The organism is Neisseria shayeganii 871, from assembly GCF_000226875.1.
In the GTDB taxonomy this organism is placed as follows: domain Bacteria; phylum Pseudomonadota; class Gammaproteobacteria; order Burkholderiales; family Neisseriaceae; genus Eikenella; species Eikenella shayeganii.
This window is the reverse complement of sequence record NZ_JH164926.1, coordinates 1,686,278-1,708,399: the sequence shown is the minus strand read 5'-3', so window position 1 is coordinate 1,708,399 and position 22,122 is coordinate 1,686,278. Positions and strand designations below refer to the sequence as shown.

Here is a 22,122-nt window from a genome sequence, read left to right as displayed (position 1 = left end):
GCGTTCGTTCGGTGCCAGATAGCGCCATTGGCCGGGCGGCAGGGCGCCGAGTTTGACCTTGCCCATGCGGATGCGTTTGAGGCCGACCACGCGCAGGCCGACCAATTCGCACATGCGGCGGATTTGGCGTTTTTTGCCCTGTTTGAGCACAAAGCGCAGTTGGTCTGGGTTTTGCCAGCTCACTTTGGCCGGGCGCAGGGCTTCGCCGTCGAGCGAGAGGCCGTGGTTGAGCAGGCGCAGGCCGTCTTCGCTCAGGCGGCCGCGCACGCGCACCAGGTATTCTTTTTCGATGCCGCTGTTTTCGCCGATCAGCTGTTTGGCGATGCGGCCGTCTTGGGTGAGCACCAACAGACCCACCGAGTCGATATCGAGCCGGCCGGCCGGGGCGAGGCCGCGGCGGTGGGCTTCTTGGAAGGCGATGCGGCTGGTGTCGCCCGACCAGTGGTTGTCGGCGGTGATCAGTTCGGCGGCGCTGGCATAGCCTTTTTCGGCCTGCGCGCTGACGTAGCCCACGGGTTTGTTGAGCAAAATGGTGACGCGGGCGGCTTGTTGTTGGTGGGCCTGTTTGTTGAGGTCGATGCGGTCGCGCGGGCCGACTTTTTGGCCGAGTACGGCGGTTTGGCCGTTTACTGTTACCCAGCCCTGTTCGATGTAGCTGTCGGCTTCGCGGCGGGAGCACAGGCCGAGTTCGGCCATGCGTTTGGACAGGCGGACGGTGGGTTCGGCGGCGGGAGTGGGGGACGGCATAAGGGGGTCTTTCGGCTTTCAGGTAGCCTGATACCTTGGCAAAACCTCCATCTGCGGCGCCTTTCTGCGTTGTGCGCTGCCGCACTTTGAACGGCATCTGCACTGGGGTTTGACAAAGGTTTCAGCCTGCTGTGTATTAAGGGTGGGGGCGGTAGCCGGTAAAGCGGCGCACGGCCTGCCGCCAGCTGTCGGGGGTTTGGTATTGCATTTCGCCGTCGGCCAGCGATACGGGTACTTGGGTGGTGCTGGCGCGGGTGAGTTTTTCGCCGCTGGCGGCGTCGCTGAGGGTGTAGTCGAGGCGCAGGCAGCTTTCGTATTCCATCAGCGCCAAATCAACGTGCAGTATTTGGTTGAAGCGGGCGGGGCGGATGTATTTCAGGTCCATTTTCACCACCGGCCAGGCATGGCCGTGTTCGCGCATGATGTCGTAGTTGTAGCCCAAGGCGTCGAGAAAGGCGCAGCGGGCCACTTCGAGGTATTTCACATAATGGCCGTGCCAGACGATGTGCATGGCGTCCACGTCGAAAAAGGGCACCAGAATCTCGCTGCGGTGGCGGCAGTAAACGTGTTTAGGCATCGGTGTTCCAGAAATCGTAGAAGTTGAACCATTGCAGCGGGGCTTGGGCGGCGTGTTCGGCCAGGCGGTCGGCATAGCGTTGGGCGGCGGCGGTTTCGGCTTCGCGGCGGCCGCGCGGCCAAGCCGGCACGTCGGCGAAGCGGCGCAGTTTGAGATGATAGCGGCCGTTTTGCTTGAGCACAAACAGGGTGTTGGTGCGCGCTTTCAAGAGGCCGGCCAGCAGCCAGGCGCCTTGCGGCAGGCGGGCGGGGTGGCCGAGAAAATCCACCGTTACGGTTTTTTCGCCGCGCAGGGGCACGCGGTCGGCCGCCACGGCCAGCCATTCGCCTCTGTCCAGCCGTTCGGCCAAGGCCAGCATGGCGGCGGCGTCGAGCTCGGCTACCTGAATCAGGTTGAGCTCGCTGGCGCCGGCGTTTTTCAGGGCTTGGTTGAAGGCTTGGGCATGGCGGCTGTGCACCAGCACGTTGAGTTTGAAATTCGGGTGGTGGCCGCTGTCGGCCAGGGCGCGGCAGATTTCGGCGTTGCCCAGATGCGAGCAGATGAGTATCTGGCCGCGCAGGGCGGGGTTGTCCATATCGGCATAAAGATTGTCGGGGTCGTCCACCACCAGGTCGGCGTAGCGGATGCGCCGCTGCCAGACGGCGAAACGGTCGGTCAGCGCTTCGCCGAAGGCGGCAAACTGGCGGTACACCGGCAGGCTTTCAGGTAGCCTGACATGCGGGAAATGCCGTTGCAGCCGGGTTTGGTATTGGCGGATGTGGCGGCGTTGCGCAGGGGCGGTGAGGTAGAAATACAGGCAGACGCAGGCGGTGCAGACGCGCATCACCGGCACGGGCAGATGGCGCACCATCCATTCGGTGAGGCGGAGGAACACGCGGTGGCCGCGCTCGTTTTGCGCCGCCCAATGTTCGGCATTCAGACTCATGGGCGCAGACCGAGGCGGCGGGCCAGCATGCGGCAAAACAGGCGGGCGTGCATTTTGCTGATTAAGAGGTTGTCGCGCCAGGCGTGGAAGTGCGAAACGCCGCCGGGGGTGTAACGCACGGGGGTGTCTATCCACACGAGCGGGGTGCCGCGCCAATAGAGGCGGATCAGGATGTCGTTGTCGAAATCCATGCGCTCGCCCACGGTTTCCGACCAAATCACGGCCAGCGCGGGCGGCACCGGATAGAGGCGGAAGCCGCACATGCCGTCTTTGATGTCGCAGGAGGCGGTGTGCAGCATGTTCCAGAAATCGGTGATTTTGCGGCCGTACAGGCGGGATTTCGGCGCGTCGGGGCCGTAAACGGGGCGGCCGCACACCAAGGCTTCGGGCTGCGCGGCGGAGGCGTGCAGCAGCTTGGGGATGTCGTCGAAACAATGCTGGGCATCGGCATCGATTTGCAGCACATGGCTGTAGCCCTGTTCGGCCGCCAGTTTGAAGCCCCATTTCATGGCGCTGCCCTTGCCGCCGTTGGCCGACTTGAAGGCTACCTGAACGCCGTCTGTTTCGAGTGCCTGCAGCGCGGCTCGGCAGGCGTCGCCGGAGCCGTCGTCCACCACCAACACGGGCAGGCCGTGTGCGCGCAGGGCGGCCACCACGGCGGGCAGGGTGTCGGGGTGGCGGTAGTGGGGGATGAGGGCTAATACGGACATGGCGGTGCTGGGGCAATCGGGGAGGGTAGGGAAAAGGGAGAAAAAGGTTTCAGGTAGCCTGAGGGCAGAGGCGTGTAGCCGCTTGGGGGGGGCGAAGCGCTTGTGGTGCCGAAAACAGCTGAATGCTGATCGACAACAGCCTCTAAACTTTCAAAACCAGTTTGCGGTAGGCGTATTCGCCGCCCATCAGGAGGCCCATCAGCAGGTAGCTCACGATGCCGGTGTAGATCGCCCACCAGCTGTGGTGCTCCGTCAGGGCCAGCGCGGCGGCAGTGCCGCCGTTGAGCAGGAAGAAAACGCACCAGATTTGGGTGACGCGGCGGGTATAGGCCACAGCTTGCGGCGGCAGATCGGGCGTTTGCAGGCGGGCCAGGCGTTCTACCACCGGCCGGCCGTGCAGCAGGCTGCCGCCGAACAGCAGCAGCATCAAGGCGTTCACCCACACGGGATACCAATACATGCTTTCCTGCCGCTGCCACAGCAGCACCACCAGAAAAAAGGCGGCCACCAAGGCGGATACGGTGCGTTGGCCGCGCTCTTGCTGCGTGAGAGCGCGCAGGCCCCACAGCAGCGCCATCAGGCCGGCCAGCCAGAAAAACCAGCCGTGTTCGCGGCCGTAATACCACAGGGCGGGGTAGGCCAGACTCAGCAGAATCAGGCACACCCGCGCGGCGGTGTTCATTCGGCGGCCCGCACCAGTTTCATCACGGCCTGCACCACGTCGTCCACCGTGCGCACGCTGCGGAAGTCTTCGGTTTGCAGTTTATGGCCGGTTTGGCGTTTGATGTGGTCGAGCAAGTCGATGGCGTCGATGCTGTCGATTTCCAGGTCTTCATAAAGATGGCTGCTGCCGGTCACATTGGCGGTGTCGATTTCGAACAGGTTTTCCAATGCGTCCATCAACATTTGGCGGATGTCGTTTTCGTTCATGGCGTGGATTGCGGTGTTATGGAGTATCGAAGGTATGGTGCAAACGGTAGGCTACCTGAAAGCGTTTATGGCTTTCAGGTAGCCTGATTGGGCGGGCATCAGGCACGCTGTTGGGTCACGAAGTCGGCCAGGGTGGCCACGCTGGCAAAGCTTTGGCGCAGTTCTTCGTTTTCGCCGTCCAGCTTGAAGCCGAAGTGTTTTTGTACGGCCAGGCCCAGTTCGAGCGCGTCCACCGAATCCAAGCCCAGGCCGTCGTCGCCGAACAGCGGGGCGTGGCTGTCGATGTCGGCGGCGGTCAGGTCTTCGAGGCCGAGGCTGTCGATAATCAACTGTTTGATTTCTTCATGCAGTGGGTTCATGGCGGGTCCTCTCGTTGAAATAATGTTGCAGATGGTCGTTCAGCCGCCGCGCGGCAATCGGCAGCGGCTTTTCGGCCAGCCAGGTTTGCGGGTCGATGTCTTCGCCCACGGTAAAACGGTATACCGGCTTTTCCAGCGGAATGCGGTACCACGGCTGCCCTTTTTTGAAGTTTAGGGGCCGCATGCGCACCACCACCGGGGTGATCACCTGCGCGCTGCGTAAGCCCATCGACACCACGCCGCGGTGGAAACGCACTTCGCCGTCCCAGCCGGTGCGCGTGCCTTCGGGAAAAACCAGCAGGCATTCGCGCTGCAGGATGTCGTGCACGGTGTCCACAAACTCCAGGCTTTCTTCGTTGGGCAGGTAGCCGCAGGCGGCAATTTGGCCCTTCATGGTCGGATTGTGCTGCAAATCGGCTTTCACGATGCAGTTGGCCTCGGGCACGCGGCTGAGCAGAAAGACCACATCGAGCAGCGACGGATGGTTGGCCACAATCAGCTGGCCGGGGCGGCCCAGGCGCTCGAAGCCTTCGAAATGCGCCGCCACAATGCCGCTGCCCGTCAGATAGCGGGTAAACCACAGCCAGCTGCGGGTGACCAGGCGGCGCGCTTTTTTCTGCCGGGCCAAGGTGTGGCGTTCGGGGTGGAGCAGATAAGGCAGCAGCACGATTTGAAACAGCACGCCGAACACGCCGAACATCACGAAACCGAGCGCGGTGGCGAGCAGCCGCCACAGCCGGTTGAGGCGCCGCTTCATGCCTGCCGCCGCCAATGCCAGGCACGGCCGCCGGCGTATTGCTGCCGCCATTCGCGCTCGCCGCGGTAATGGCGGCGCAGCCAGGCGAGTGCGCCCCAATAGCCGGGGGCGGTATCCGCCGTTTCTTCCGCATCTTTTGGCACCGGCGTCAGCGACCAATCGTCGCCCGGCTCCAGCAACAGGGCCAGCGCGTAGGGAAAGGGCGCGCGCAAGGCGGGTTCGGCGGGGTAGTCGGCCGACAAGGGTTCGTCGGTCAGCACCGCCAGCACTCTGGGCGCCCCTTCGGCCAACAGGGCGGCGGCTTCCAAAACGGCGGTTTCCAAGCCGTCCTGCTGCACCGCCAGCGCAGTGCATTCACTCATGTCTTGGCGCAGCATCGACCACTGGCCGGCGGTGGCGTTGTGCACCGACAGGCCGAAGGAGGTGGGCGATACGCTGCCTTCGCGCAACAGCTGCTGCCACAAATCGAAGCTGCGGTTGATTTCGCCGTCATGCGAGGCCAGCACCAAGGGGCAGGGGCCGTGTTCGCCCAATACGGCATGTGCGGCCTGAAACAGCAGCCTGGCCGACAAGCCCAAACGCCGCCGCTGCATGGCGGGCAGAAAGGCCACTTCGGGCTTGGTGTCGGGCAGTTGGTCGGCGCAGAGCCGGTCTTGCGCCCACGCCGTCCAGTCTTCTGCCGAATGCAGACGGGTGGAAACGGCGTGCCAGGCGGCGAGACGGAAACAACAGGCAGGCGTATTCATGCGTGGCGGTGCGCTCGGGATGGGGAAAGCGGGCTGAATTAAAGCACAGCGCGGCCGATTGCACAATCTGGGTTTCAGGTAGCCTGGCAGCGGCGGTTTGCTGTGATAACAAGCGGTTTAACGTTTCTGATGCTGTTTTTACTCGGGGCAGGCGGAGTAGGCTACCTGAAAGCCGCCAATACTTGAATATCGGCCTGCTGCCAGGCGCCGAAAGCCTGCCAGTGGATGCCGTCGGCCAGTTCGGGCGGCCACACGCAGGCGGCCAGGTGGCTGCGGTTGATGCGGACGGCTTCGCCGCACCAGTTTTGACGGTCGCCGCCGGCCAGCACCCAATTCGCCGCCCGGCGGCGTAGGCCGACGCGGGGCAGGTCGGCCCAAGCGAGGCCGGCGGCTTTGAGCAAGGCTTCTTTCAGCGTCCACAACAGATAATGCGCCTCGGCCGTGTTGCCGTGTTGCTGCAGCCAGATTTGTTCGTCTGCGGTGCAGACCAGCTTTGGCCAGGCTTCGAAGCGGCGGGCGCGCAGGGTTTCCAAATCGATGCCGCTGCCGGCGGGCGACCAGGCCGCACAGCCGTCGCTGTGGCTCAGGCAGCCGCTGCCGTCGTCCTCCATTTGTCGGCGCAGAAAGCGTGCGCTTTGCCAGCCGGTTTGGTCGGCCAGCTGCGGGTGTTCGGCGAGACGGCGGCGGTCGGCGGCGCACAAATGCTCGGCGCGGTAGCCGGCGGCGCAGTCTTCGGCGGCAAGGCAGACGGTGAGCAGGCGGTTGGCGGACATGGTTTCAGGTAGCCTGAACGGCGGCGGGGCAGCTGCTTAGGCAGCGTTTTCGGCGCGGCGGAACACCCATTCTTGTTCAGACGAAGCGGCCGGGCAAAAGGCGTAGCCTTCGCTGTCGAAATCCTGCAGGGCTTCGGGTTGGCTGAGGGCGTGTTTGGCGGCATAGCGCAGCATCAGGCCGCGGGCGCGTTTGGCGTAAAAGCTGATCACTTTGTAGCGGCCGTTTTTTTCGTCTTGGAAAACCGGCGTGATGATGCGCGCCTTGAGCGCCTGCGGGCGCACGGATTTGAAGTATTCCTGCGAGGCCAGGTTGATCAAAACATCGGTGCCGGTTTCGGCCAGCCGTTGGTTGAGGGCTTCGGTGATCCGATCGCCCCAGAAGGCGTAGAGGTCTTTGCCGCGCGGATTGGCCAGCTTGGTGCCCATTTCCAGGCGGTAGGGCTGCATCAGGTCGAGCGGGCGCAAGAGGCCGTAGAGGCCGGAGAGCAGGCCGGCGTGCTCTTGCAGCCAATTCAGTTGGGCAGGCGTCAGGCCGGCGGCAGCCAAGCCTTCGTACACGTCGCCGTTGAACATAAACACCGCCTGCTTGGCGTTGTCGGGCGTGAAGGGCGTGTGCCAGGTGGCGAAGCGTTCGGCGTTGAGGCGGGCGATTTTGTCGGACACCGACATCAATTCGGCGATGTCCTGCGGCGCAAGGGCGCGCAACACCGGCAGCAGCTGTTCGGCCTGATCGAGCAGGGCGGGCTGGGTATGCTCGGCAATCGGCGCGGCATCGGTTTCGTTGAGGTTTTTGGCGGGGGAGAGCACGAAAAACATGGCAGGCTACCTGAAACGGAAAAGCGGGCATTTTAACGGATTTGCCGGCAAGACGGGCGGGCTTTCAGGTAGCCTGTCGCGCCGGAAACAGCGCTATAGAAAAATTTTCCCCGCCGCCGCTTGACAAAAAAACCGCCATGCCCATATAGCCGCTAGTCAACCATTCTATGAGGAAAAACAATATGCGATACGACAAGCTCACCGCCAAGTTCCAACAGGCGCTGCAAGAAGCGCAGAGCTTGGCTTTGGCGAAAGACAACGGCTATCTGGAAGCGGCGCATGTGCTCAAAGCGCTGCTGGACGACACCGACAGCGGCATGTCTGCCCTGTTGGTGAAAGCCGGCGGCAATGTGATGCAGATCAAGCGTGCGGTACAGCAGCAGCTTGACAGCCTGCCGCAGGTGTCCGGCCAGGGCGGCGAAATGATGCCCAGCCGCGAGCTGCAAAACGTGCTCAACCTGATGGACAAAGCCGCGGCCAAACGTGGCGACGCCTATATTGCCAGCGAATTGTTTCTGCTGGCGCTGGTGCAGGAAAACGGTGCCGCCGGCCGCATTCTGAAAGACGCCGGCGTGAACGAGGCCGGTTTGAACCGGGCGATTGACGAAGTGAGAGGAGGCGAGAGCGTGGACAACCCGAATGCCGAAGACCAACGCGAAGCATTGAAAAAATACACCTTGGATTTAACCGAGCGCGCCCGCGAAGGCAAGCTCGACCCGGTGATCGGCCGCGACGACGAAATCCGCCGCGCGGTGCAGGTATTGCAGCGCCGCACCAAAAACAACCCCGTGCTGATCGGCGAGCCGGGCGTGGGCAAAACCGCGATTGTGGAAGGTTTGGCCCAGCGCATCGTGGACGGCGAAGTGCCCGAATCGCTGCGCAACAAACGCCTGTTGGTTTTGGATTTGGCCGCCCTGATTGCCGGTGCCAAATACCGCGGCGAATTTGAAGAGCGCCTGAAAGCCGTGCTCAACGACTTGGCCAAAGACGACGGCAATACGCTGATTTTCATCGACGAAATCCACACTTTGGTGGGCGCGGGCAAAACCGACGGCGCCATGGACGCGGGCAATATGCTCAAACCCGCGCTGGCGCGCGGCGAACTGCACTGCATCGGCGCCACTACCTTAGACGAATACCGCCAATACATCGAAAAAGACGCCGCGCTGGAGCGCCGCTTCCAGAAAGTGCTGGTGTCTGAGCCCAGCGTGGAAGACACCATCGCCATTCTGCGCGGCTTGCAGGAACGTTACGAAATCCACCACGGCATCGACATCACCGACCCTGCCATTGTGGCCGCGGCCGAGCTGAGTAACCGCTACATCACCGACCGCTTCCTGCCCGATAAGGCCATCGACCTGATCGACGAAGCCGCCAGCCGCATCAAAATGGAGCTGGACAGCAAACCCGAGCAGATGGACAAACTCGACCGCCGCATCATCCAACTGCGCATGGAAAAAATGCACGTGGAAAAAGAAAGCGACGAGGCGAGCAAAAAACGCCTGCTGCTGATTGACGAGGAAATCGCCGCGCTGCAAAAAGAATACGCCGATTTGGACGAAATCTGGAAAGCCGAGAAAGCCGCCACTTCCGGCAGCGCCGACATCAAAAAGCGGATCGATGAAATCAAAATCAAAATCGAGCAGTTCAAACGTCAAGGCAATCTGGAGGCGGCCGCCCGCATGCAATACGGCGACCTGCCGCAGATGGAGGCCCAGCTGAAAGCGGCCGAAAACAGCGGCGGCGCCCAGAGCAACCGCCTGTTCCGCACCAAAGTGGGGGCGGACGAAGTGGCCGAAATCGTGTCGCGCATGACCGGCATTCCGGTGAGCAAAATGATGGAAGGCGAGCGCGAGAAACTGCTGAAAATGGAAGACGTGCTACACCGCCGCGTGGTGGGCCAAGACGAAGCCGTGCGTGCCGTGGCCGATGCCATCCGCCGCAGCCGCTCCGGCCTGTCCGATCCCAACAAGCCTTACGGCAGCTTCCTCTTCCTCGGCCCCACCGGCGTGGGCAAAACCGAGCTGTGCAAAACCCTGGCCGGCTTCCTGTTTGACAGCGAAGAGCACCTGATCCGCATCGATATGTCGGAATACATGGAGAAACACAGCATCGCCCGCCTGATCGGCGCGCCTCCGGGCTACGTGGGCTACGAAGAAGGCGGCTACCTGACCGAACAGGTGCGCCGCAAGCCTTACAGCGTGGTGTTGCTCGACGAAGTGGAAAAAGCCCACCCCGATGTGTTCAACATTCTGCTGCAAGTGCTGGACGACGGCCGCCTCACCGACGGCCAAGGCCGCACGGTGGATTTCAAAAACACGGTGATCGTGATGACGTCCAATATCGGCAGCCAGCACATCCAGCAGATGGGCACCGCCGATTACGATGCGCTCAAGGCAGTGGTGATGGAAGACGTGAAACAGCATTTCCGCCCCGAACTGATCAACCGCATCGACGAAGTGGTGGTGTTCCACGGCCTCGACCAGCAGCACATCCGCAGCATCGCTAAGATTCAGCTGCAGGGTCTTACCCGCCGTCTGGCGGCGCAGGAACTGCATTTGGAGGTGTCCGACGCGGCGCTGGATGTGTTGGCGCAGGCCGGTTTCGACCCGATTTACGGCGCCCGTCCGCTCAAGCGCGCGATTCAGGCCGAAATCGAAAACCCCTTGGCCAAACGCATTTTGGCCGGCGACTATGCCGCCGGCAGCCGGATTCATGTGGAAGCGGAAAACGGCCGGCTGGCGTTTGCTTAAGTCTAATAAAGCTGAGACCTTTGCAAAACCCTCAGATGTGGATGCAGTTCAAGGCGTAGCAGCACAGCGAACGTGAAGCTAGGAATCCCCGTGGGACAGACACATCATGAGGATGGCAAGCGAGCAAGCCGTACCCATAGGGCATAAACGCACAACGCAGAAATGCGCCGCAGATGGGGGGTGCAAAGGCCGCAAGCTGTTCATGCGCCCTTGTGTGGGTGCTGGTAAAGTAAGGGCATAAACATCAATGAAACATGTGCGCAAGGTATGCGATCTTGCGCACATGTTTTTATGTTTGGCGTTTGCGGTCTTTACCCCGTAAATAAAGATGGGCAGAGACCTTTGCAAAACCCTCAGATGTGGATGCAGTTCAAGGCGCAGCAGCACAGCGAGCGTAGACATATCATCTAGATAGGCAAGCGAGCGAGCAGCGCACAACGCAGAAATGCGCCGCAGATGAGGGTTTTGCAAAGGTCTCGGGCAGAATTTTTATCGTTGCTGTGTTGCAGTTTCTAAAGCGGCTGCTTCGTGCCGTTTGAGGACGGTGAGTTTGCGGGTAAGCAGGTTGAGCAGCACGCCGTAGGCGGGCAGGAAGAACAGGGTGCAAATGGTGAGTTTGAACAGGTAATCCACCCAAGCGATGTGCGGCCAGTTGGCGGCCATAAAGGTGTTGCTGCTGGCGTAAAACGCGATGGCAAAAAACAGCAGGGTGTCGGCGGCATTGCCGGCCACAGTAGAAGCCGAAGGGGCGACCCACCAAGCCCGCAGGCGGCGCAGGCGGCTGAAAACGGTGATGTCGAGCAGTTGGCCGAGCACATAGGCGGCGAAACTGGCGGCGGCAATCCGCCAAACCAGCCCGTTGAAAGCGGCCAAGGCGCCCAAGCCCTGCCAGCTGCCTTGATAAAACAGCACCGACACCAGATAGGACAGCACCAAGGCGGGCAGCATGACGAAAAAAATAATCCGTCGTGCCAGCCGGCGGCCGAAGATGCGCACGGTCAGGTCGGTGGCGAGAAAGATAAAGGGAAAGCTGATGGCGCCCCAGGTGGAGTGGACGGTGTGGCCACCGGGCAGGGTTAGGCTGAAGGGGAACTGCACCAGGTAGTTGCTCACGGCGATGATGGCGATGTGGAAGAAGGCCAGCCACCAGAGGGCTTTTCTTTGTTGTTGCGGGGTGAAAGTGTAGTGCATGGCAGGCTACCTGAAAAAATGGGGCGGGACAGTCGGGCTTACAACAGCCGGCCGGTGGTGAACAGGGCGAAGTCTTCTTCAGTGTAATCGAAACCCAAACCCAAGGCGCGCTTGGTAACGGTTTCGACGCTGCGGCGCAGATCTTCCAGCAGGGTGAAGGCGGTTTTCTTGATGGTAAAACCGTCGTCGTATTGGTGCCAAATGTAGTCGTCCGGTTCTTCGGTGACCAAGCAGTAGGCGGCGGTGCGGTCGTTGTTGAAGCGCCAGGGAAAGAGTTTGTGGATAATCGGATGGATGCCGGATTTCAGGTAGCCGGTGTGGATGGCGGCATCTTCCAGCATGGCTTGCGATTCGGCGGTTTGGTATTGTTTGAACAGGCGCGGTTGCCAGCGGGCGTCGTAGAGGGTGATTTCGTCACTCCACACCAGGCCGCCCGAGCAGCGGCCCATCTGCAACAACAGTTGGCGGAACTGGCCGTGGATGTTGAGGTTGTAGCGGCGGCTGATGCGCTCGATTTCCTGCTCGGTATAGCCGCGTACGGCTTCGGGGCGGAAGGGGATTTGGGTGCCGTAGGCGCGGCATTTGCTGAGTTCCTGAATAAAGTCTGTCATAAAGGGTAGGGGTCCGGTGTGGCCGGACGTATTGTTATGGGGAAGGGGGGAAGTAGAGGTTTTCTATTGATTAAAGAAGCTGCTGCGCCGTTGGCGGGCGGCTTATTGCATATCGTGACGCAACAGGCGTTCGCGCGCCATGTCGACAAAAGGGGTGCCGGGGCGGCCGTAGTTGGCGAAGGGGTGGATGGCAATGCCGCCGCGGGGCGTGAAATCGCCGAAGACTTCGATGTATTTCGGGTCCATCAGGGCGATGAGGTCTTTCATGATGATGTTGACGCAGTCTTCGTGAAAGTCGCCGTGGTTGCGGAAGCTGAACAGATAGAGTTTGAGCGATTTGCTCTCCACCATTTTCACATCGGGGATGTAGCGGATGACGATGGTGGCGAAGTCGGGCTGGCCGGTCATCGGGCACAGGCTGGTGAATTCGGGGCAGATGAATTTGACGAAGTAGTCGTTGCCGGGGTGTTTGTTGTCGAATGCTTCCAGCACTTCGGGCGCGTAATCGGAGCGGTAAACCGTTTGTTGTTTGCCCAGCAGCGTCAGGCCGTCGAGCTCGTTTGAAGTTCTCATGAGTGTCCTAGTTTTTTTACGTGGGAGGTTTGCGAACCACGGTAGATAAATTGAAAGGGCGGCTATTATACGGCTTTTGGATTTCTCGTCAAATATTTGATTTATTTTTGCTATTATCGAAAACAAAATTCTTAAAAAACCGTTTTTTTGAACATGAAATACTTGCGAATGCAGATTCATGGCCAGTGAAAGCCATATTGTGCTACTTATTGCCTGTAAGGCTTGCGGGTGTCGGTCAAACAAGCCACAATAGCCGCCTTTGACAACGATTGCGACCACAACCATGACGAGCCACTACAAAACCCGCACCGATGACGTGCGCATCAACGATATTCACGAACTGTTGCCGCCGATTGCCCATTTGTATGAGTTGCCCATCAATCGTGAGGCGGAAAATCTGGTGGCCGACACCCGCGCCCAAATTGCCAAGCTGGTGCACGGCGAAGACAAACGCCTGTTGGTGATCATCGGCCCCTGTTCGATTCACGACCCCAAAGCAGCGCTGGAATACGCCGCCCGTCTGCTGCCCTTGAAAAAACAGTATGAACAAGAGCTGCTGATTGTGATGCGCGTATATTTTGAAAAACCACGCACCACCGTGGGTTGGAAAGGCATGATCAACGACCCGCACATCGACGGCACCTTCGACATCAATTACGGCCTGCGCCAGGCGCGCCGCCTGCTGTTGGAGCTGAACAACTTGGGCATGCCGGCCTCCACCGAATTTCTCGACATGATCACGCCGCAATATTATGCCGACTTGATTTCCTGGGGCGCCATCGGCGCGCGCACCACCGAAAGCCAGGTGCACCGCGAGCTGGCCAGCGGCTTGTCTTGCCCGGTGGGCTTTAAAAACGGCACCGACGGCAATCTGAAAATCGCCATCGACGCCATCGGCGCCGCCAGCCATCCGCACCATTTCCTATCGGTCACCAAGGCCGGCCATTCGGCGATTGTGCACACCGCCGGCAACCCGGATTGCCATGTGATTCTGCGCGGCGGCAAGGAGCCGAACTACAGCAGCGAACACGTGAAAGCCGCCGCCGCCGAGCTCACCAAAGCCGGCGTCACCCCCAAACTGATGGTGGATTTCAGCCACGCCAACAGCCGCAAAGACTACAAACGGCAGATGGAAGTGGCCGCCGACGTGGCTGCGCAGCTGAAAAACGGCGAAGACAATATCATGGGCATCATGGTGGAAAGCCATTTGGTGGAAGGCCGTCAAGACAAACCGGAAAACTACGGCCAAAGCATTACCGACGCCTGCATCGGCTGGGACGCCACCGAAGAGCTGCTGGCGCTGATGGCCGAGGCCAACCGCCAACGGGTGGGCGCTTGATTCGGTGCGGCCGTTGAGGCGGCCGGCGAAAACCCAAACAGGCTGAGACCTTTGCAAAACCTCCAGATGTGGATGCAGTTCAAGGCGTAGCAGCACAGCGAGTGCAGACATATCAGATAGATAGGCAAGCGAGCGAACAGTACCCATAGGGCATAAACGCACAACGCAGAAATGCGCCGCAGATGGGGGGTTTGCAAAGGTCTCAGGCTACCTGAAACGCTTTCAGGTAGCCTGTTTTGCTTTATGAAGACTAAATCAACATCAGCCTTGGGCGCGTTGTTCCAACACCGCCACGCCGGGCAGTGGTTTGCCTTCCAAAAACTCCAGGAAAGCACCGCCACCGGTGGAGATGTAGCCGATGCGGTCAGTGATGCCGAATTTGGCGATGGCGGCCAAGGTATCGCCGCCGCCGGCGATGGAAAACGCGGGGCTTTCGGCAATCGCTTCGGCCATCACGCGGGTGCCCTCGGCGAATTGGGCAAATTCAAACACGCCCACCGGGCCGTTCCACACGATGGTGCCGGCCTGTTTCAGCATGTCGGCCAGCGCGGCGGCCGATTGCGGGCCGATGTCCAGAATCATGTCGTCGTGGGCCACCTCGTCGATGGCTTTGATTTCGCCGGTGGCGGTTTCGGCAAACTCCTTGGCGCACACCACATCGGTCGGCAGCGGCACCACGCCGCCTTTGGCCGCCATTTTGGCGGTGATTTTGCGCGCTTCGTCCACCAGATCGGCCTCGGCCAGCGAGCAGCCGATGGGGTGGCCGGCGGCCTGCAGGAAGGTGTTGGCAATGCCGCCGCCCACAATCAGCTGGTCCACTTTGTCGGCCAGGCTGTCGAGAATGGTGAGTTTGGTGGAGACTTTGCCGCCGGCTACGATGGCCACCATCGGGCGGGCGGGCTCTTTCAGCGCTTTGCCCAGCGCGTCGAGTTCGGCGGCCAAGAGCACGCCGGCGCAGGCCAGCGGGGCGGCTTCGGCCACGGCCACCAGCGAGGCTTCGGCGCGGTGGGCGGTGCCGAAGGCATCGTTCACATAAATATCGCACAGGGCGGCGTAGGCTTGGCCGAGTTCGGCCTGGTTTTTCTTCTCGCCCACGTTCACGCGCACGTTTTGCAGCATCACCACTTCGCCGGCCTGCGGCTTGGGCGGGTTCGCGCGCCAATCGTTGATCACGTTTACAGTTTGGCCCAGCAGTTCGCCCACGCGCGCGGCCACCGGCGCTAGATCGTCTTCGGCTTTGCATTCGCCTTCGGTGGGGCGGCCCAGGTGGCTCATCAGAATCACGGCGGCGCCGTTTTCCAGGCAATAGCGCACGGAAGCCATGGAGGCGCGGATGCGGGTGTCGTCGCCGATTTTGCCGTCTTTCAGCGGCACGTTGAGGTCGGCGCGGATGAGCACGGTTTTGCCGCGCACGTCTTGTTCGGTCAGTTTCAGAAAGGCCATTTGCTTGCTCTTTTTGTCGGAGTGGTTTGAAACGGCGCGCATTATCTTATAAACAAAGTTTCCGGGCAAACGGGGCGGCAGGCTACCTGAAAGTATTGCTCGCGCGGGCGCGTCTGTCTTTCGTTTTCAGGTAGCCTGGGGCAAGTTGGTGGCGGGGCGGGCTATCGACAGCGGCGGCGGCGTCCGACTATACTGCGCGGCTTTCCCGTATTTCCGCCGAAGGAACACCGTATGCCCATCCGCGCCCTGAATCCGACATCTGTTTGGCACTGGTTTGCCGACATCTGCGCCATTCCGCACCCCACTTACCACGAAGCCGAGTTGGCGGCGTTTATTAGCCGGCGTGCACAGGAAAAAGGCTTGTCGGTGCGCCAAGACGAAACCGGCAATCTTTATGTGTCCAAACCGGCACACGGTGCGGGCATGGCGGAGAAAGCCGGCGTGATTTTGCAGGCGCACATCGATATGGTGGCGCAGAAAACGCCCGAATCGGCGCACGATTTTGTGCGCGACCCCATCCGTCCGCAGATTCGTGACGGTTGGGTGTATGCCGACCACACCACTTTGGGCGCAGACAACGGCATCGGCGCCGCCATGGCTTTGGCGGTGCTGTTTGCCGACGACATCGAGCATCCGCCGCTGGAAGTGTTGCTCACGGTGGAGGAGGAAATCGGCATGGGCGGCGTGCGCGGTGTACGCGGCGATTGGCTCAACGGCCGTTATCTGCTCAATCTGGACACCGAAGAAAACGGCAGCATTTATCTGGGCTGTGCCGGCGGGCGCGATGCGGAAATCACGCTGCCGCTGCGGCAGGAAGCGGTGGCGGGCGAGCGCTGGCGCATTACCGTGGGCGGTTTGCGCGGCGGCCATTCCGGCATCGACATCCACCGCGGGCGCGGCAATGCCATCACTTTGCTGGCCGATACGCTGCACCGGCTTTCAGGTAGCCCCGGTTGGCATTTGGCAGCATTTCAGGGCGGGCGGTTGCGCAATGTGATTCCGCGCGAAGCGGTGGCGGAAATCGTGTTGCCCGCCGGACAGGGTGCGGCTTTGGCGGCGCTGTTGCAGGAGGCGGAAAACGCCGCCCGTAACGAGTTGGGCAGCCATGCCGCGCAATTGTTTATCTGCGCCGAAGCGGTGGCGCATGACGGCCGGGCGTTCTGCGCCGAAGACAGCCGCCGCGCGGTGGCCTTGCTGTGTGTGCTGCCCGACGGCGTGCTGCGTTGGAGCGACGATTTTCCCGGCATCGTGGAAACGTCGCTCTGCTTTAGTGTGGCGCAGAGCGATGCCGGGCAGCTGCATCTCTGCCTGCTGATGCGCTCGCTCTTGGAAAGCCCGAAAGACGCGCTCAGCCGCCGTTTGGCTTCGGTGGCCGATTTGGCAGGTGCCAAGCTGGTGTTGGCGGAAGATTATCCGGCATGGACGCCGGACGCCACGTCCCGTTTGTTTGCCGCCACCCAAGACGTGTTCCGCGCGCATTTCGGCTGCGAGCCGAAAGTGGAAGTGATTCATGCCGGCTTGGAGTGCGGGCTGATGAGCGAGCGTCTGCCGCAGGTGGAAATGGTTTCCTTCGGCCCCACCATCGAAGACGCGCACACCCCGCGCGAGCGGCTGCACATCGACAGCGTGGCCGACTGTTGGCAGATTTTGCTGGCCTTGCTGAAGCAGACGCCCTAACCACATTTCAGGCTACCTGAAAGCAGCCCGCTGCCGTATCCTTTTGCCGTTTGGCCGCCCCTCATCTCGATTGAAAGAACCACACCGATGTTTGCTTCCGCTTCTTCCCACCTCAAAACCGTGCGCGATCTGCTGCGCTTCTGCGTCAGTCGTTTCAACGAAGCCGGGCTGGTGTTCGGCCACGGCAGCGACAATGCGCACGACGAAGCCGCCTATCTGATTCTGCACACTCTCTGCCTGCCTTTGGACGAACTCGATCCTTATCTCGATGCCGTGCTGCTGCCGCAGGAAATCGATGCCGTGCTGGCCTTGGCGCAGCGGCGGGTGGAAGAGCGCGTACCGGTGGCCTACCTGACCCATCAGGCTTGGCAGGGCGATTTCGATTTTTATGTGGACGAACGGGTGATTGTGCCGCGCTCCTTTATTTACGAGCTGCTCGGCGAGCCGCTGCGGCCGTGGATCGAGCATGAGGAGTTGGTGCACCGCGCGCTGGACTTGTGCACCGGCAGCGGCTGTCTGGCGGTGCAGATGGCGCACCATTATCCCGATGCCGAAATCGACGCGGTGGACATCAGCCTGGATGCTTTGGAAGTGGCCGCCGTCAATGTGGAAAACTACGGTTTGGCAGAGCGCATCCAGCTGATCCACACCGATTTGTTCGAGGGCCTAGAAGGCACTTACGACCTGATTGTGTCCAATCCGCCTTATGTGGATGCCGACAGCGTGGCGGCCTTGCCCGAGGAATACCTGCACGAGCCGGAGCTGTCGTTGGGCAGCGGCGAGGACGGCTTGGACGCCACCCGCCAAATTCTGCTGTGCGCAGCCAAATACCTCAATCCGCGCGGCGTGCTGCTGGTGGAAATCGGCCACAACCGCGAGGTGTTGGAGGCCGCTTATCCCGAGCTGCCTTTCACTTGGCTGGACACCTCCGGCGGCGACGGTTTTGTGTTTTTGCTGACGCGAGAAGAACTGCTGGGCGAAAAGCCTTGATGGGGTTGTGCTGATTTCTTAAACACGACACAAGCAAACCAAAGGCTGAGACCTTTGCAAAACCCCCATCTGCGGCGCATTTCTGCGTTGTGCGCTGCTCGCTCGCTTGCCTATCTATATGATATGTCTGCACTCGCTGTGCTGCTACGCCTTGAACTGCATCCACATCTGAGGGTTTTGCAAAGGTCTCAGGCTACCTGAAAGCGTTTCAGGTAGCCTTTATCGTTTGCGGATGGTGCGGTCAATTAAAAGCGGCGTTGCAGTTTGCAGGCCAGCATGATGCTGGCGGCCAGCTCTTCCACCGATTTGTGGGTGGTGCTGGTAAACGGAATGCCGTGCTGGCGGAACATGGATTCGGCTTCGTTTACTTCGCTGCGGCAGTTTTCCACGCTGGCGTATTTGGAATCGGGACGCCGCTCGGTACGGATGTGGTGCAGGCGGGCGGGGTCGATGGTGAGGCCGTAGATTTTGTTTTTAAACGGCTTGAGCATTTTGGGCAGATCGGTGACCGCCAAATCGTCGGGCGTGAGCGGGTAGTTGGCGGCGCGGATGCCGTATTGCAGGGCCAGATAGAGGCAGGTGGGGGTTTTGCCGCTGCGGGAGACGCCCATCAGAATCACGTCGGCATGGGCGAGGTCTTTGGCGGACACGCCGTCGTCGTGGTTGAGCGAAAAATTAACCGCTTCCATGCGCGCATCGTAGCGCTCGGTGTCTTGAATGCCGTGGGTGCGGCCGACTTGGTGGTTGGCGGCCACATTGAGTTCGATTTCCAGCTGGTTGATGAAGGCGTCGTAAAAGCTCAGGTGCAGGCCGGCGCTTTTTTTCACGATGTTGCGGATGTTTTCGTCCACAATGCTGGTGAAAATAATGGGGCGCAGATTGCATTCGGCGGCGATGCGGTTGATCTCTTCCACTGCTTTTTCGGCTTTTTCGGAGCTGTCGATGAAGCGGTAGGTGAGGCGTTTGAATTCGATGCCGTCGAATTGGTTGAGCAGGGCGTCGCCCATGCCTTCGGCGGTGAGGCCGGTGCGGTCGGAAATGAAGATGGCGTGGCGGCAGTTGGGCATGGTGTGTTCCTTTCAGGTAGCCCGATGGAAAGCGGGCATTTTAGCATTGTGTGCGCCGGCTTGCCCTTGCCGGTTTTTTGCCCGGAGCCGGCTTTTGTTGCTGTGCAGCAAAAGAGAGTGCAAGAAGTGTCTGTTTTCTTTGCTTAAGTTGCGGTGTTTGGTTAATGCTCTCTATAAATTGTTTTGGGAATCATGGTGATAGAGTGGATACTTGAATGTTCGCTTGGGCGAATCGGCGTTGAAAAGGGCATGACAGAAAGTATCCCAACCGTTAGAATAACGCCGCTTTTCTTTACTTGGATTTTCCCTTTTCAACCTGCGGATGCCGCCGAACCGGCATCCTAAACAAACGGAACACAAGCAATGGCCGGTAATAATGTAATTTGGTTTGAAAACCTGCGCATGACCGACGTGGAAAGCGTTGGCGGCAAAAATGCCTCTTTGGGCGAAATGATCAGTCAGCTCACCGAAAAAGGGGTGCGCGTGCCGGGCGGCTTTGCCACCACCGCCGATGCCTACCGCAAATTTTTGGCCCACGAGGGCTTGGGCGAGCGCATTTCTGCCGTGCTGGCCGCATTGGATGTAGAAGACGTCACCGAGTTGGCCCGCGTGGGCAAAGAAATCCGCCAATGGATTTTGGATACCCCGTTCCCCGCCGATTTGGATGCCGATATTCAGGTAGCCTGGGAAAAAATGGTGGCCGATGCCGGCACCGACCAAATTTCCGTGGCGGTCCGCTCTTCCGCCACCGCCGAAGACCTGCCCGATGCCTCTTTTGCCGGCCAGCAGGAAACTTTCCTCAATATCAACGGTTTGGAAAACGTGAAGGCGGCCATGAAGCATGTGTTCGCTTCGCTGTATAACGACCGCGCCATTTCCTATCGCGTACACAAAGGCTTCGCCCACGATGTGGTGGCCTTGTCTGCCGGCGTGCAGCGCATGGTGCGCTCCGACAGCGGCGCAGCCGGCGTGATGTTTACCATGGACACCGAATCCGGTTTCGACCAAGTGGTTTTCGTGACCGCTTCTTACGGCTTGGGCGAAACCGTGGTGCAGGGCGCGGTGAATCCCGACGAATTTTATGTGCACAAGCCCACTTTGCGCGCCGGCCGCCCGGCCATTTTGCGCAAAACCATGGGTTCCAAACTGATCAAAATGACGTTCACCGATACCGCCGAGGCCGGCAAGTCGGTTCAGGTGGTGGATGTGGACGAAGCCGAGCGCAAGCGCTTCTCGATTAGCGATGAAGAAATCACCGAATTGGCCAAGTATGCGCTGATCATTGAAGAACACTACGGCCGCCCGATGGACGTGGAGTGGGGCCGCGACGGTGTGGACGGCAAGCTGTATATTTTGCAGGCTCGTCCCGAAACCGTGAAATCGCAGGAAGACCGCAACAGCACCCTGCGCCGTTACCGGATTGAAAACAAATCCGAAGTGTTGTGCGAAGGCCGCGCCATCGGCCAGAAAGTCGGCCAAGGCAAAGTGCGCCTGATTAAAGATGCTTCCGAAATGGATCAGGTGCAGGCCGGCGATGTGCTGGTAACCGACATGACCGACCCCGATTGGGAGCCGGTGATGAAGCGCGCTTCCGCCATCGTGACCAACCGCGGCGGCCGTACCTGTCACGCCGCCATTATCGCCCGCGAATTGGGCATTCCGGCCGTAGTGGGTTGCGGCAATGCCACCGAGGTGTTGAAAGACGGCCAGGAAGTGACCGTGTCTTGCGCGGAAGGCGACACCGGCCTGATTTACGACGGCCTGCTGAAAGTGGACGTGATCGATCTGGCTTTGGACAATATGCCCGAAGCGCCCGCCAAAATCATGATGAACGTGGGCAACCCCGAACTCGCTTTCGGTTTCGCCAGTCTGCCCAGCGAAGGCATCGGTTTGGCCCGTATGGAGTTTATCATCAACCGCCAGATCGGCATCCACCCCAAAGCCTTGCTGGAATTCGACCGTCAAGACAATGAGTTGAAAGCCGTGATCACCGACCGCATTGCCGGTTACGCTTCTCCGGTGGATTTCTACGTCGATAAAATTGCCGAAGGCGTGTCCACTTTGGCCGCTTCGGTGTATCCGAAAAAAGTGATTGTGCGGATGTCCGACTTCAAATCCAACGAATACGCCAATCTCATCGGCGGCAATCTATACGAGCCACATGAAGAAAACCCGATGTTGGGCTTCCGCGGCGCCGCCCGCTATGTGTCTGAGGATTTTAAAGATTGCTTCGCCTTGGAGTGCCGTGCGCTGAAGCGTGTGCGCGATGAAATGGGCCTCACCAATGTGGAAATCATGATTCCGTTTGTGCGTACCCTGCATGAAGCGGAAGCGGTGATCAAAGCCTTGAAGGAAAACGGCTTGGAGCGCGGCCAAAACGGTTTGCGCCTGATCATGATGTGCGAACTGCCCACCAATGCCGTGTTGGCCGAGCAGTTCCTGAAATATTTCGACGGCTTCTCCATCGGTTCCAACGACATGACCCAGCTGACCTTGGGCGTGGATCGCGACAGCGGCGGCCCGATTGCCGGCACATTCGACGAGCGCGACCCGGCAGTCAAAGTGATGCTGCATTTGGCGATTCAAGCCTGCCGCAAGCTGAATAAATACGTGGGTATTTGCGGTCAAGGCCCGTCCGATCATCCGGATTTCGCCAAATGGTTGGTAGAAGAGGGCATTGAAACCATTTCCCTCAATCCCGATACCGTCATCGAAACCTGGCTGTATCTGGCCAAAGAGCTGAAACAGTAAACCGGGTATTTTGCAGGCCGCTGTAGTGTACAGCGGCCTGTTTTTATGAGGCAGTTTGTGTAGATCTGAGAGCCGGTTCAAAGTTTCTTGCGAAGCGGTTTGGGGTGGCAAAAACTAGGCATGCCAAGCTCGCTCGAAGAGGGCGGTTTGACACGCTGCGCGAGCCAAACCAGCCAGCGCAGCAAGATTAGACATCTTGCGAGCATATCCGCCCCGCAGACAGGAGGGTTTTGATCCCAAATACTGCCATAAGGTTCATTGACGACATGCTTGAGAGAGAGTCGCTCCGGCGGGATAACGGATTTGAAGAAAATTTTAAGTCGATTGTTTTCAGTTGTTTGCTGATTTGGTGGGTTTGTGCCGTAGAAAAGGCTTGCATCGGCAGTC

At 60.0% G+C, this 22,122-nt stretch carries 23 protein-coding genes, 2 pseudogenes and 1 riboswitch; of the genes and pseudogenes, 6 read left to right on the top strand and 19 right to left on the bottom strand.

Annotated features, from left to right (window positions below):
* The 11 genes from HMPREF9371_RS07925 to yaaA all read right to left on the bottom strand — a co-directional run.
* Positions 1 to 747, bottom strand: a 747-nt coding sequence (locus HMPREF9371_RS07925) for a pseudouridine synthase (protein ID WP_040660990.1), incomplete at its 3' end; no start/stop codon positions are given.
* 136 nt (positions 748 to 883) lie between these two features.
* Positions 884 to 1,324, bottom strand: a complete 441-nt coding sequence (locus tag HMPREF9371_RS07920; protein WP_009119518.1) for an acyl-CoA thioesterase — start codon at positions 1,322 to 1,324, stop codon at positions 884 to 886.
* Positions 1,317 to 2,249, bottom strand: coding sequence for an LpxL/LpxP family acyltransferase (locus HMPREF9371_RS07915; protein ID WP_009119517.1), 933 nt, complete (start codon positions 2,247 to 2,249; stop codon positions 1,317 to 1,319). The genes HMPREF9371_RS07920 and HMPREF9371_RS07915 overlap by 8 nt, the downstream gene beginning before the upstream one ends.
* Positions 2,246 to 2,959: a glycosyltransferase family 2 protein gene (locus HMPREF9371_RS07910; RefSeq protein WP_009119516.1), complete on the bottom strand. Its 714-nt coding sequence runs from the start codon at positions 2,957 to 2,959 to the stop codon at positions 2,246 to 2,248. The genes HMPREF9371_RS07915 and HMPREF9371_RS07910 overlap by 4 nt, the downstream gene beginning before the upstream one ends.
* Positions 2,960 to 3,101: 142 nt before the next feature.
* Positions 3,102 to 3,641, bottom strand: a complete 540-nt coding sequence (locus HMPREF9371_RS07905; protein ID WP_009119515.1) for a COG4648 family protein — start codon at positions 3,639 to 3,641, stop codon at positions 3,102 to 3,104.
* Positions 3,638 to 3,889: an acyl carrier protein gene (locus tag HMPREF9371_RS07900; RefSeq protein ID WP_009119514.1), complete on the bottom strand. Its 252-nt coding sequence runs from the start codon at positions 3,887 to 3,889 to the stop codon at positions 3,638 to 3,640. The genes HMPREF9371_RS07905 and HMPREF9371_RS07900 overlap by 4 nt, the downstream gene beginning before the upstream one ends.
* 98 nt (positions 3,890 to 3,987) lie before the next feature.
* The gene (locus tag HMPREF9371_RS07895) at positions 3,988 to 4,248 is read right to left on the bottom strand and encodes a phosphopantetheine-binding protein (RefSeq protein ID WP_009119513.1); all 261 of its coding nucleotides are present in this window, start codon (positions 4,246 to 4,248) and stop codon (positions 3,988 to 3,990) included.
* Positions 4,232 to 5,005, bottom strand: coding sequence for a lysophospholipid acyltransferase family protein (locus HMPREF9371_RS07890; RefSeq protein WP_009119512.1), 774 nt, complete (start codon positions 5,003 to 5,005; stop codon positions 4,232 to 4,234). Before HMPREF9371_RS07890 ends, HMPREF9371_RS07895 begins: the two co-directional genes overlap by 17 nt.
* Entirely contained in the window at positions 5,002 to 5,751 is a 750-nt protein-coding gene (locus tag HMPREF9371_RS07885) for a beta-ketoacyl synthase chain length factor (RefSeq protein WP_009119511.1), read from the bottom strand. Before HMPREF9371_RS07885 ends, HMPREF9371_RS07890 begins: the two co-directional genes overlap by 4 nt.
* A 161-nt stretch (positions 5,752 to 5,912) precedes the next feature.
* Positions 5,913 to 6,524, bottom strand: a complete 612-nt coding sequence (locus HMPREF9371_RS07880; RefSeq protein ID WP_009119510.1) for a 4'-phosphopantetheinyl transferase family protein — start codon at positions 6,522 to 6,524, stop codon at positions 5,913 to 5,915.
* Positions 6,525 to 6,560: 36 nt separating this feature from the next.
* Complete coding sequence (gene yaaA, locus HMPREF9371_RS07875) at positions 6,561 to 7,340, bottom strand: peroxide stress protein YaaA (RefSeq protein ID WP_009119509.1); 780 nt, start codon at positions 7,338 to 7,340, stop codon at positions 6,561 to 6,563.
* 182 nt (positions 7,341 to 7,522) lie between these two features.
* Between yaaA and clpB the strand changes: the two genes are divergently transcribed.
* A complete protein-coding gene (clpB, locus tag HMPREF9371_RS07870; RefSeq protein ID WP_040660364.1) occupies positions 7,523 to 10,093 on the top strand; it encodes an ATP-dependent chaperone ClpB in 2,571 nt (856 codons plus the stop codon).
* A gap of 330 nt (positions 10,094 to 10,423) precedes the next feature.
* Here the strand turns inward: clpB and HMPREF9371_RS13565 are convergent.
* The 4 genes and pseudogenes from HMPREF9371_RS13565 to queF form a co-directional block, all read right to left on the bottom strand.
* Positions 10,424 to 10,564, bottom strand: a pseudogene (locus tag HMPREF9371_RS13565) (lipoprotein signal peptidase); the annotation flags it as partial.
* A gap of 18 nt (positions 10,565 to 10,582) precedes the next feature.
* Positions 10,583 to 11,284 (bottom strand): 7-cyano-7-deazaguanine/7-aminomethyl-7-deazaguanine transporter, encoded by a 702-nt coding sequence (locus tag HMPREF9371_RS07865; RefSeq protein ID WP_009119506.1) that lies wholly within the window; start codon positions 11,282 to 11,284, stop codon positions 10,583 to 10,585.
* A gap of 38 nt (positions 11,285 to 11,322) precedes the next feature.
* A complete protein-coding gene (locus tag HMPREF9371_RS07860) occupies positions 11,323 to 11,895 on the bottom strand; it encodes a hypothetical protein (protein ID WP_009119505.1) in 573 nt (190 codons plus the stop codon).
* A gap of 102 nt (positions 11,896 to 11,997) precedes the next feature.
* Entirely contained in the window at positions 11,998 to 12,468 is a 471-nt protein-coding gene (gene queF, locus HMPREF9371_RS07855) for a preQ(1) synthase (protein ID WP_009119504.1), read from the bottom strand.
* Position 12,469: 1 nt separating this feature from the next.
* A riboswitch (PreQ1 riboswitch) is annotated at positions 12,470 to 12,514 on the bottom strand.
* A gap of 237 nt (positions 12,515 to 12,751) precedes the next feature.
* Here queF and aroG point away from each other — a divergent pair.
* Positions 12,752 to 13,807 carry a 3-deoxy-7-phosphoheptulonate synthase AroG gene (gene aroG, locus HMPREF9371_RS07850; RefSeq protein ID WP_009119503.1) on the top strand — a complete coding sequence of 352 codons (1,056 nt, stop codon included), beginning with the start codon at positions 12,752 to 12,754 and terminating at the stop codon, positions 13,805 to 13,807.
* A gap of 39 nt (positions 13,808 to 13,846) precedes the next feature.
* On the opposite strand, the pseudogene HMPREF9371_RS13560 reads toward aroG, so the two are convergent.
* Both HMPREF9371_RS13560 and HMPREF9371_RS07845 read right to left on the bottom strand, forming a co-directional pair.
* Positions 13,847 to 14,004, bottom strand: a pseudogene (locus HMPREF9371_RS13560) (lipoprotein signal peptidase); the annotation flags it as partial.
* 64 nt (positions 14,005 to 14,068) lie between these two features.
* On the bottom strand, positions 14,069 to 15,250 hold the full coding sequence (locus HMPREF9371_RS07845; protein WP_040660988.1) for a phosphoglycerate kinase: 1,182 nt from the start codon (positions 15,248 to 15,250) through the stop codon (positions 14,069 to 14,071).
* Positions 15,251 to 15,481: 231 nt separating this feature from the next.
* Between HMPREF9371_RS07845 and pepD the strand changes: the two genes are divergently transcribed.
* From pepD to HMPREF9371_RS13555, 3 genes are all read left to right on the top strand, one after another.
* Positions 15,482 to 16,927: a beta-Ala-His dipeptidase gene (gene pepD, locus HMPREF9371_RS07840; protein ID WP_009119501.1), complete on the top strand. Its 1,446-nt coding sequence runs from the start codon at positions 15,482 to 15,484 to the stop codon at positions 16,925 to 16,927.
* Between the two features lie 87 nt (positions 16,928 to 17,014).
* Entirely contained in the window at positions 17,015 to 17,917 is a 903-nt protein-coding gene (gene prmB, locus HMPREF9371_RS07835) for a 50S ribosomal protein L3 N(5)-glutamine methyltransferase (protein ID WP_009119500.1), read from the top strand.
* Between the two features lie 54 nt (positions 17,918 to 17,971).
* Entirely contained in the window at positions 17,972 to 18,118 is a 147-nt protein-coding gene (locus HMPREF9371_RS13555) for a hypothetical protein (RefSeq protein ID WP_009119499.1), read from the top strand.
* Positions 18,119 to 18,162: 44 nt separating this feature from the next.
* Here the strand turns inward: HMPREF9371_RS13555 and ppsR are convergent, their stop codons facing one another.
* The gene (gene ppsR / locus HMPREF9371_RS07830) at positions 18,163 to 18,984 is read right to left on the bottom strand and encodes a posphoenolpyruvate synthetase regulatory kinase/phosphorylase PpsR (RefSeq protein WP_009119498.1); all 822 of its coding nucleotides are present in this window, start codon (positions 18,982 to 18,984) and stop codon (positions 18,163 to 18,165) included.
* Positions 18,985 to 19,347: 363 nt separating this feature from the next.
* On the opposite strand from ppsR, the gene ppsA reads away from it, so the two are divergent.
* Positions 19,348 to 21,735 carry a phosphoenolpyruvate synthase gene (gene ppsA, locus HMPREF9371_RS07825; protein ID WP_009119495.1) on the top strand — a complete coding sequence of 796 codons (2,388 nt, stop codon included), beginning with the start codon at positions 19,348 to 19,350 and terminating at the stop codon, positions 21,733 to 21,735.
* A 77-nt stretch (positions 21,736 to 21,812) separates the two neighbouring features.
* Here the strand turns inward: ppsA and HMPREF9371_RS12785 are convergent.
* Positions 21,813 to 22,122 (bottom strand): hypothetical protein (locus tag HMPREF9371_RS12785; protein WP_198003622.1); only part of this gene is annotated, 310 nt, incomplete at its 5' end.

Bases quoted from the DNA above. Each gene is read 5' to 3' on its own strand.
- HMPREF9371_RS07895 (WP_009119513.1), bottom strand. From the start codon at position 4,248: ATGAACCCACTGCATGAAGAAATCAAACAGTTGATTATCGACAGCCTC.
- HMPREF9371_RS07860 (WP_009119505.1), bottom strand. From the start codon at position 11,895: ATGACAGACTTTATTCAGGAACTCAGCAAATGCCGCGCCTACGGCACC.
- ppsA (WP_009119495.1), top strand. From the start codon at position 19,348: ATGGCCGGTAATAATGTAATTTGGTTTGAAAACCTGCGCATGACCGAC.
- HMPREF9371_RS07890 (WP_009119512.1), bottom strand. From the start codon at position 5,005: ATGAAGCGGCGCCTCAACCGGCTGTGGCGGCTGCTCGCCACCGCGCTC.
- HMPREF9371_RS07900 (WP_009119514.1), bottom strand. From the start codon at position 3,889: ATGAACGAAAACGACATCCGCCAAATGTTGATGGACGCATTGGAAAAC.
- queF (WP_009119504.1), bottom strand. From the start codon at position 12,468: ATGAGAACTTCAAACGAGCTCGACGGCCTGACGCTGCTGGGCAAACAA.
- aroG (WP_009119503.1), top strand. From the start codon at position 12,752: ATGACGAGCCACTACAAAACCCGCACCGATGACGTGCGCATCAACGAT.
- prmB (WP_009119500.1), top strand. From the start codon at position 17,015: ATGTTTGCTTCCGCTTCTTCCCACCTCAAAACCGTGCGCGATCTGCTG.
- HMPREF9371_RS07845 (WP_040660988.1), bottom strand. From the start codon at position 15,250: ATGGCCTTTCTGAAACTGACCGAACAAGACGTGCGCGGCAAAACCGTG.
- ppsR (WP_009119498.1), bottom strand. From the start codon at position 18,984: ATGCCCAACTGCCGCCACGCCATCTTCATTTCCGACCGCACCGGCCTC.
- yaaA (WP_009119509.1), bottom strand. From the start codon at position 7,340: ATGTTTTTCGTGCTCTCCCCCGCCAAAAACCTCAACGAAACCGATGCC.
- clpB (WP_040660364.1), top strand. From the start codon at position 7,523: ATGCGATACGACAAGCTCACCGCCAAGTTCCAACAGGCGCTGCAAGAA.
- pepD (WP_009119501.1), top strand. From the start codon at position 15,482: ATGCCCATCCGCGCCCTGAATCCGACATCTGTTTGGCACTGGTTTGCC.
- HMPREF9371_RS07915 (WP_009119517.1), bottom strand. From the start codon at position 2,249: ATGAGTCTGAATGCCGAACATTGGGCGGCGCAAAACGAGCGCGGCCAC.
- HMPREF9371_RS07880 (WP_009119510.1), bottom strand. From the start codon at position 6,524: ATGTCCGCCAACCGCCTGCTCACCGTCTGCCTTGCCGCCGAAGACTGC.
- HMPREF9371_RS07920 (WP_009119518.1), bottom strand. From the start codon at position 1,324: ATGCCTAAACACGTTTACTGCCGCCACCGCAGCGAGATTCTGGTGCCC.
- HMPREF9371_RS07910 (WP_009119516.1), bottom strand. From the start codon at position 2,959: ATGTCCGTATTAGCCCTCATCCCCCACTACCGCCACCCCGACACCCTG.
- HMPREF9371_RS07905 (WP_009119515.1), bottom strand. From the start codon at position 3,641: ATGAACACCGCCGCGCGGGTGTGCCTGATTCTGCTGAGTCTGGCCTAC.
- HMPREF9371_RS07885 (WP_009119511.1), bottom strand. From the start codon at position 5,751: ATGAATACGCCTGCCTGTTGTTTCCGTCTCGCCGCCTGGCACGCCGTT.
- HMPREF9371_RS07865 (WP_009119506.1), bottom strand. From the start codon at position 11,284: ATGCACTACACTTTCACCCCGCAACAACAAAGAAAAGCCCTCTGGTGG.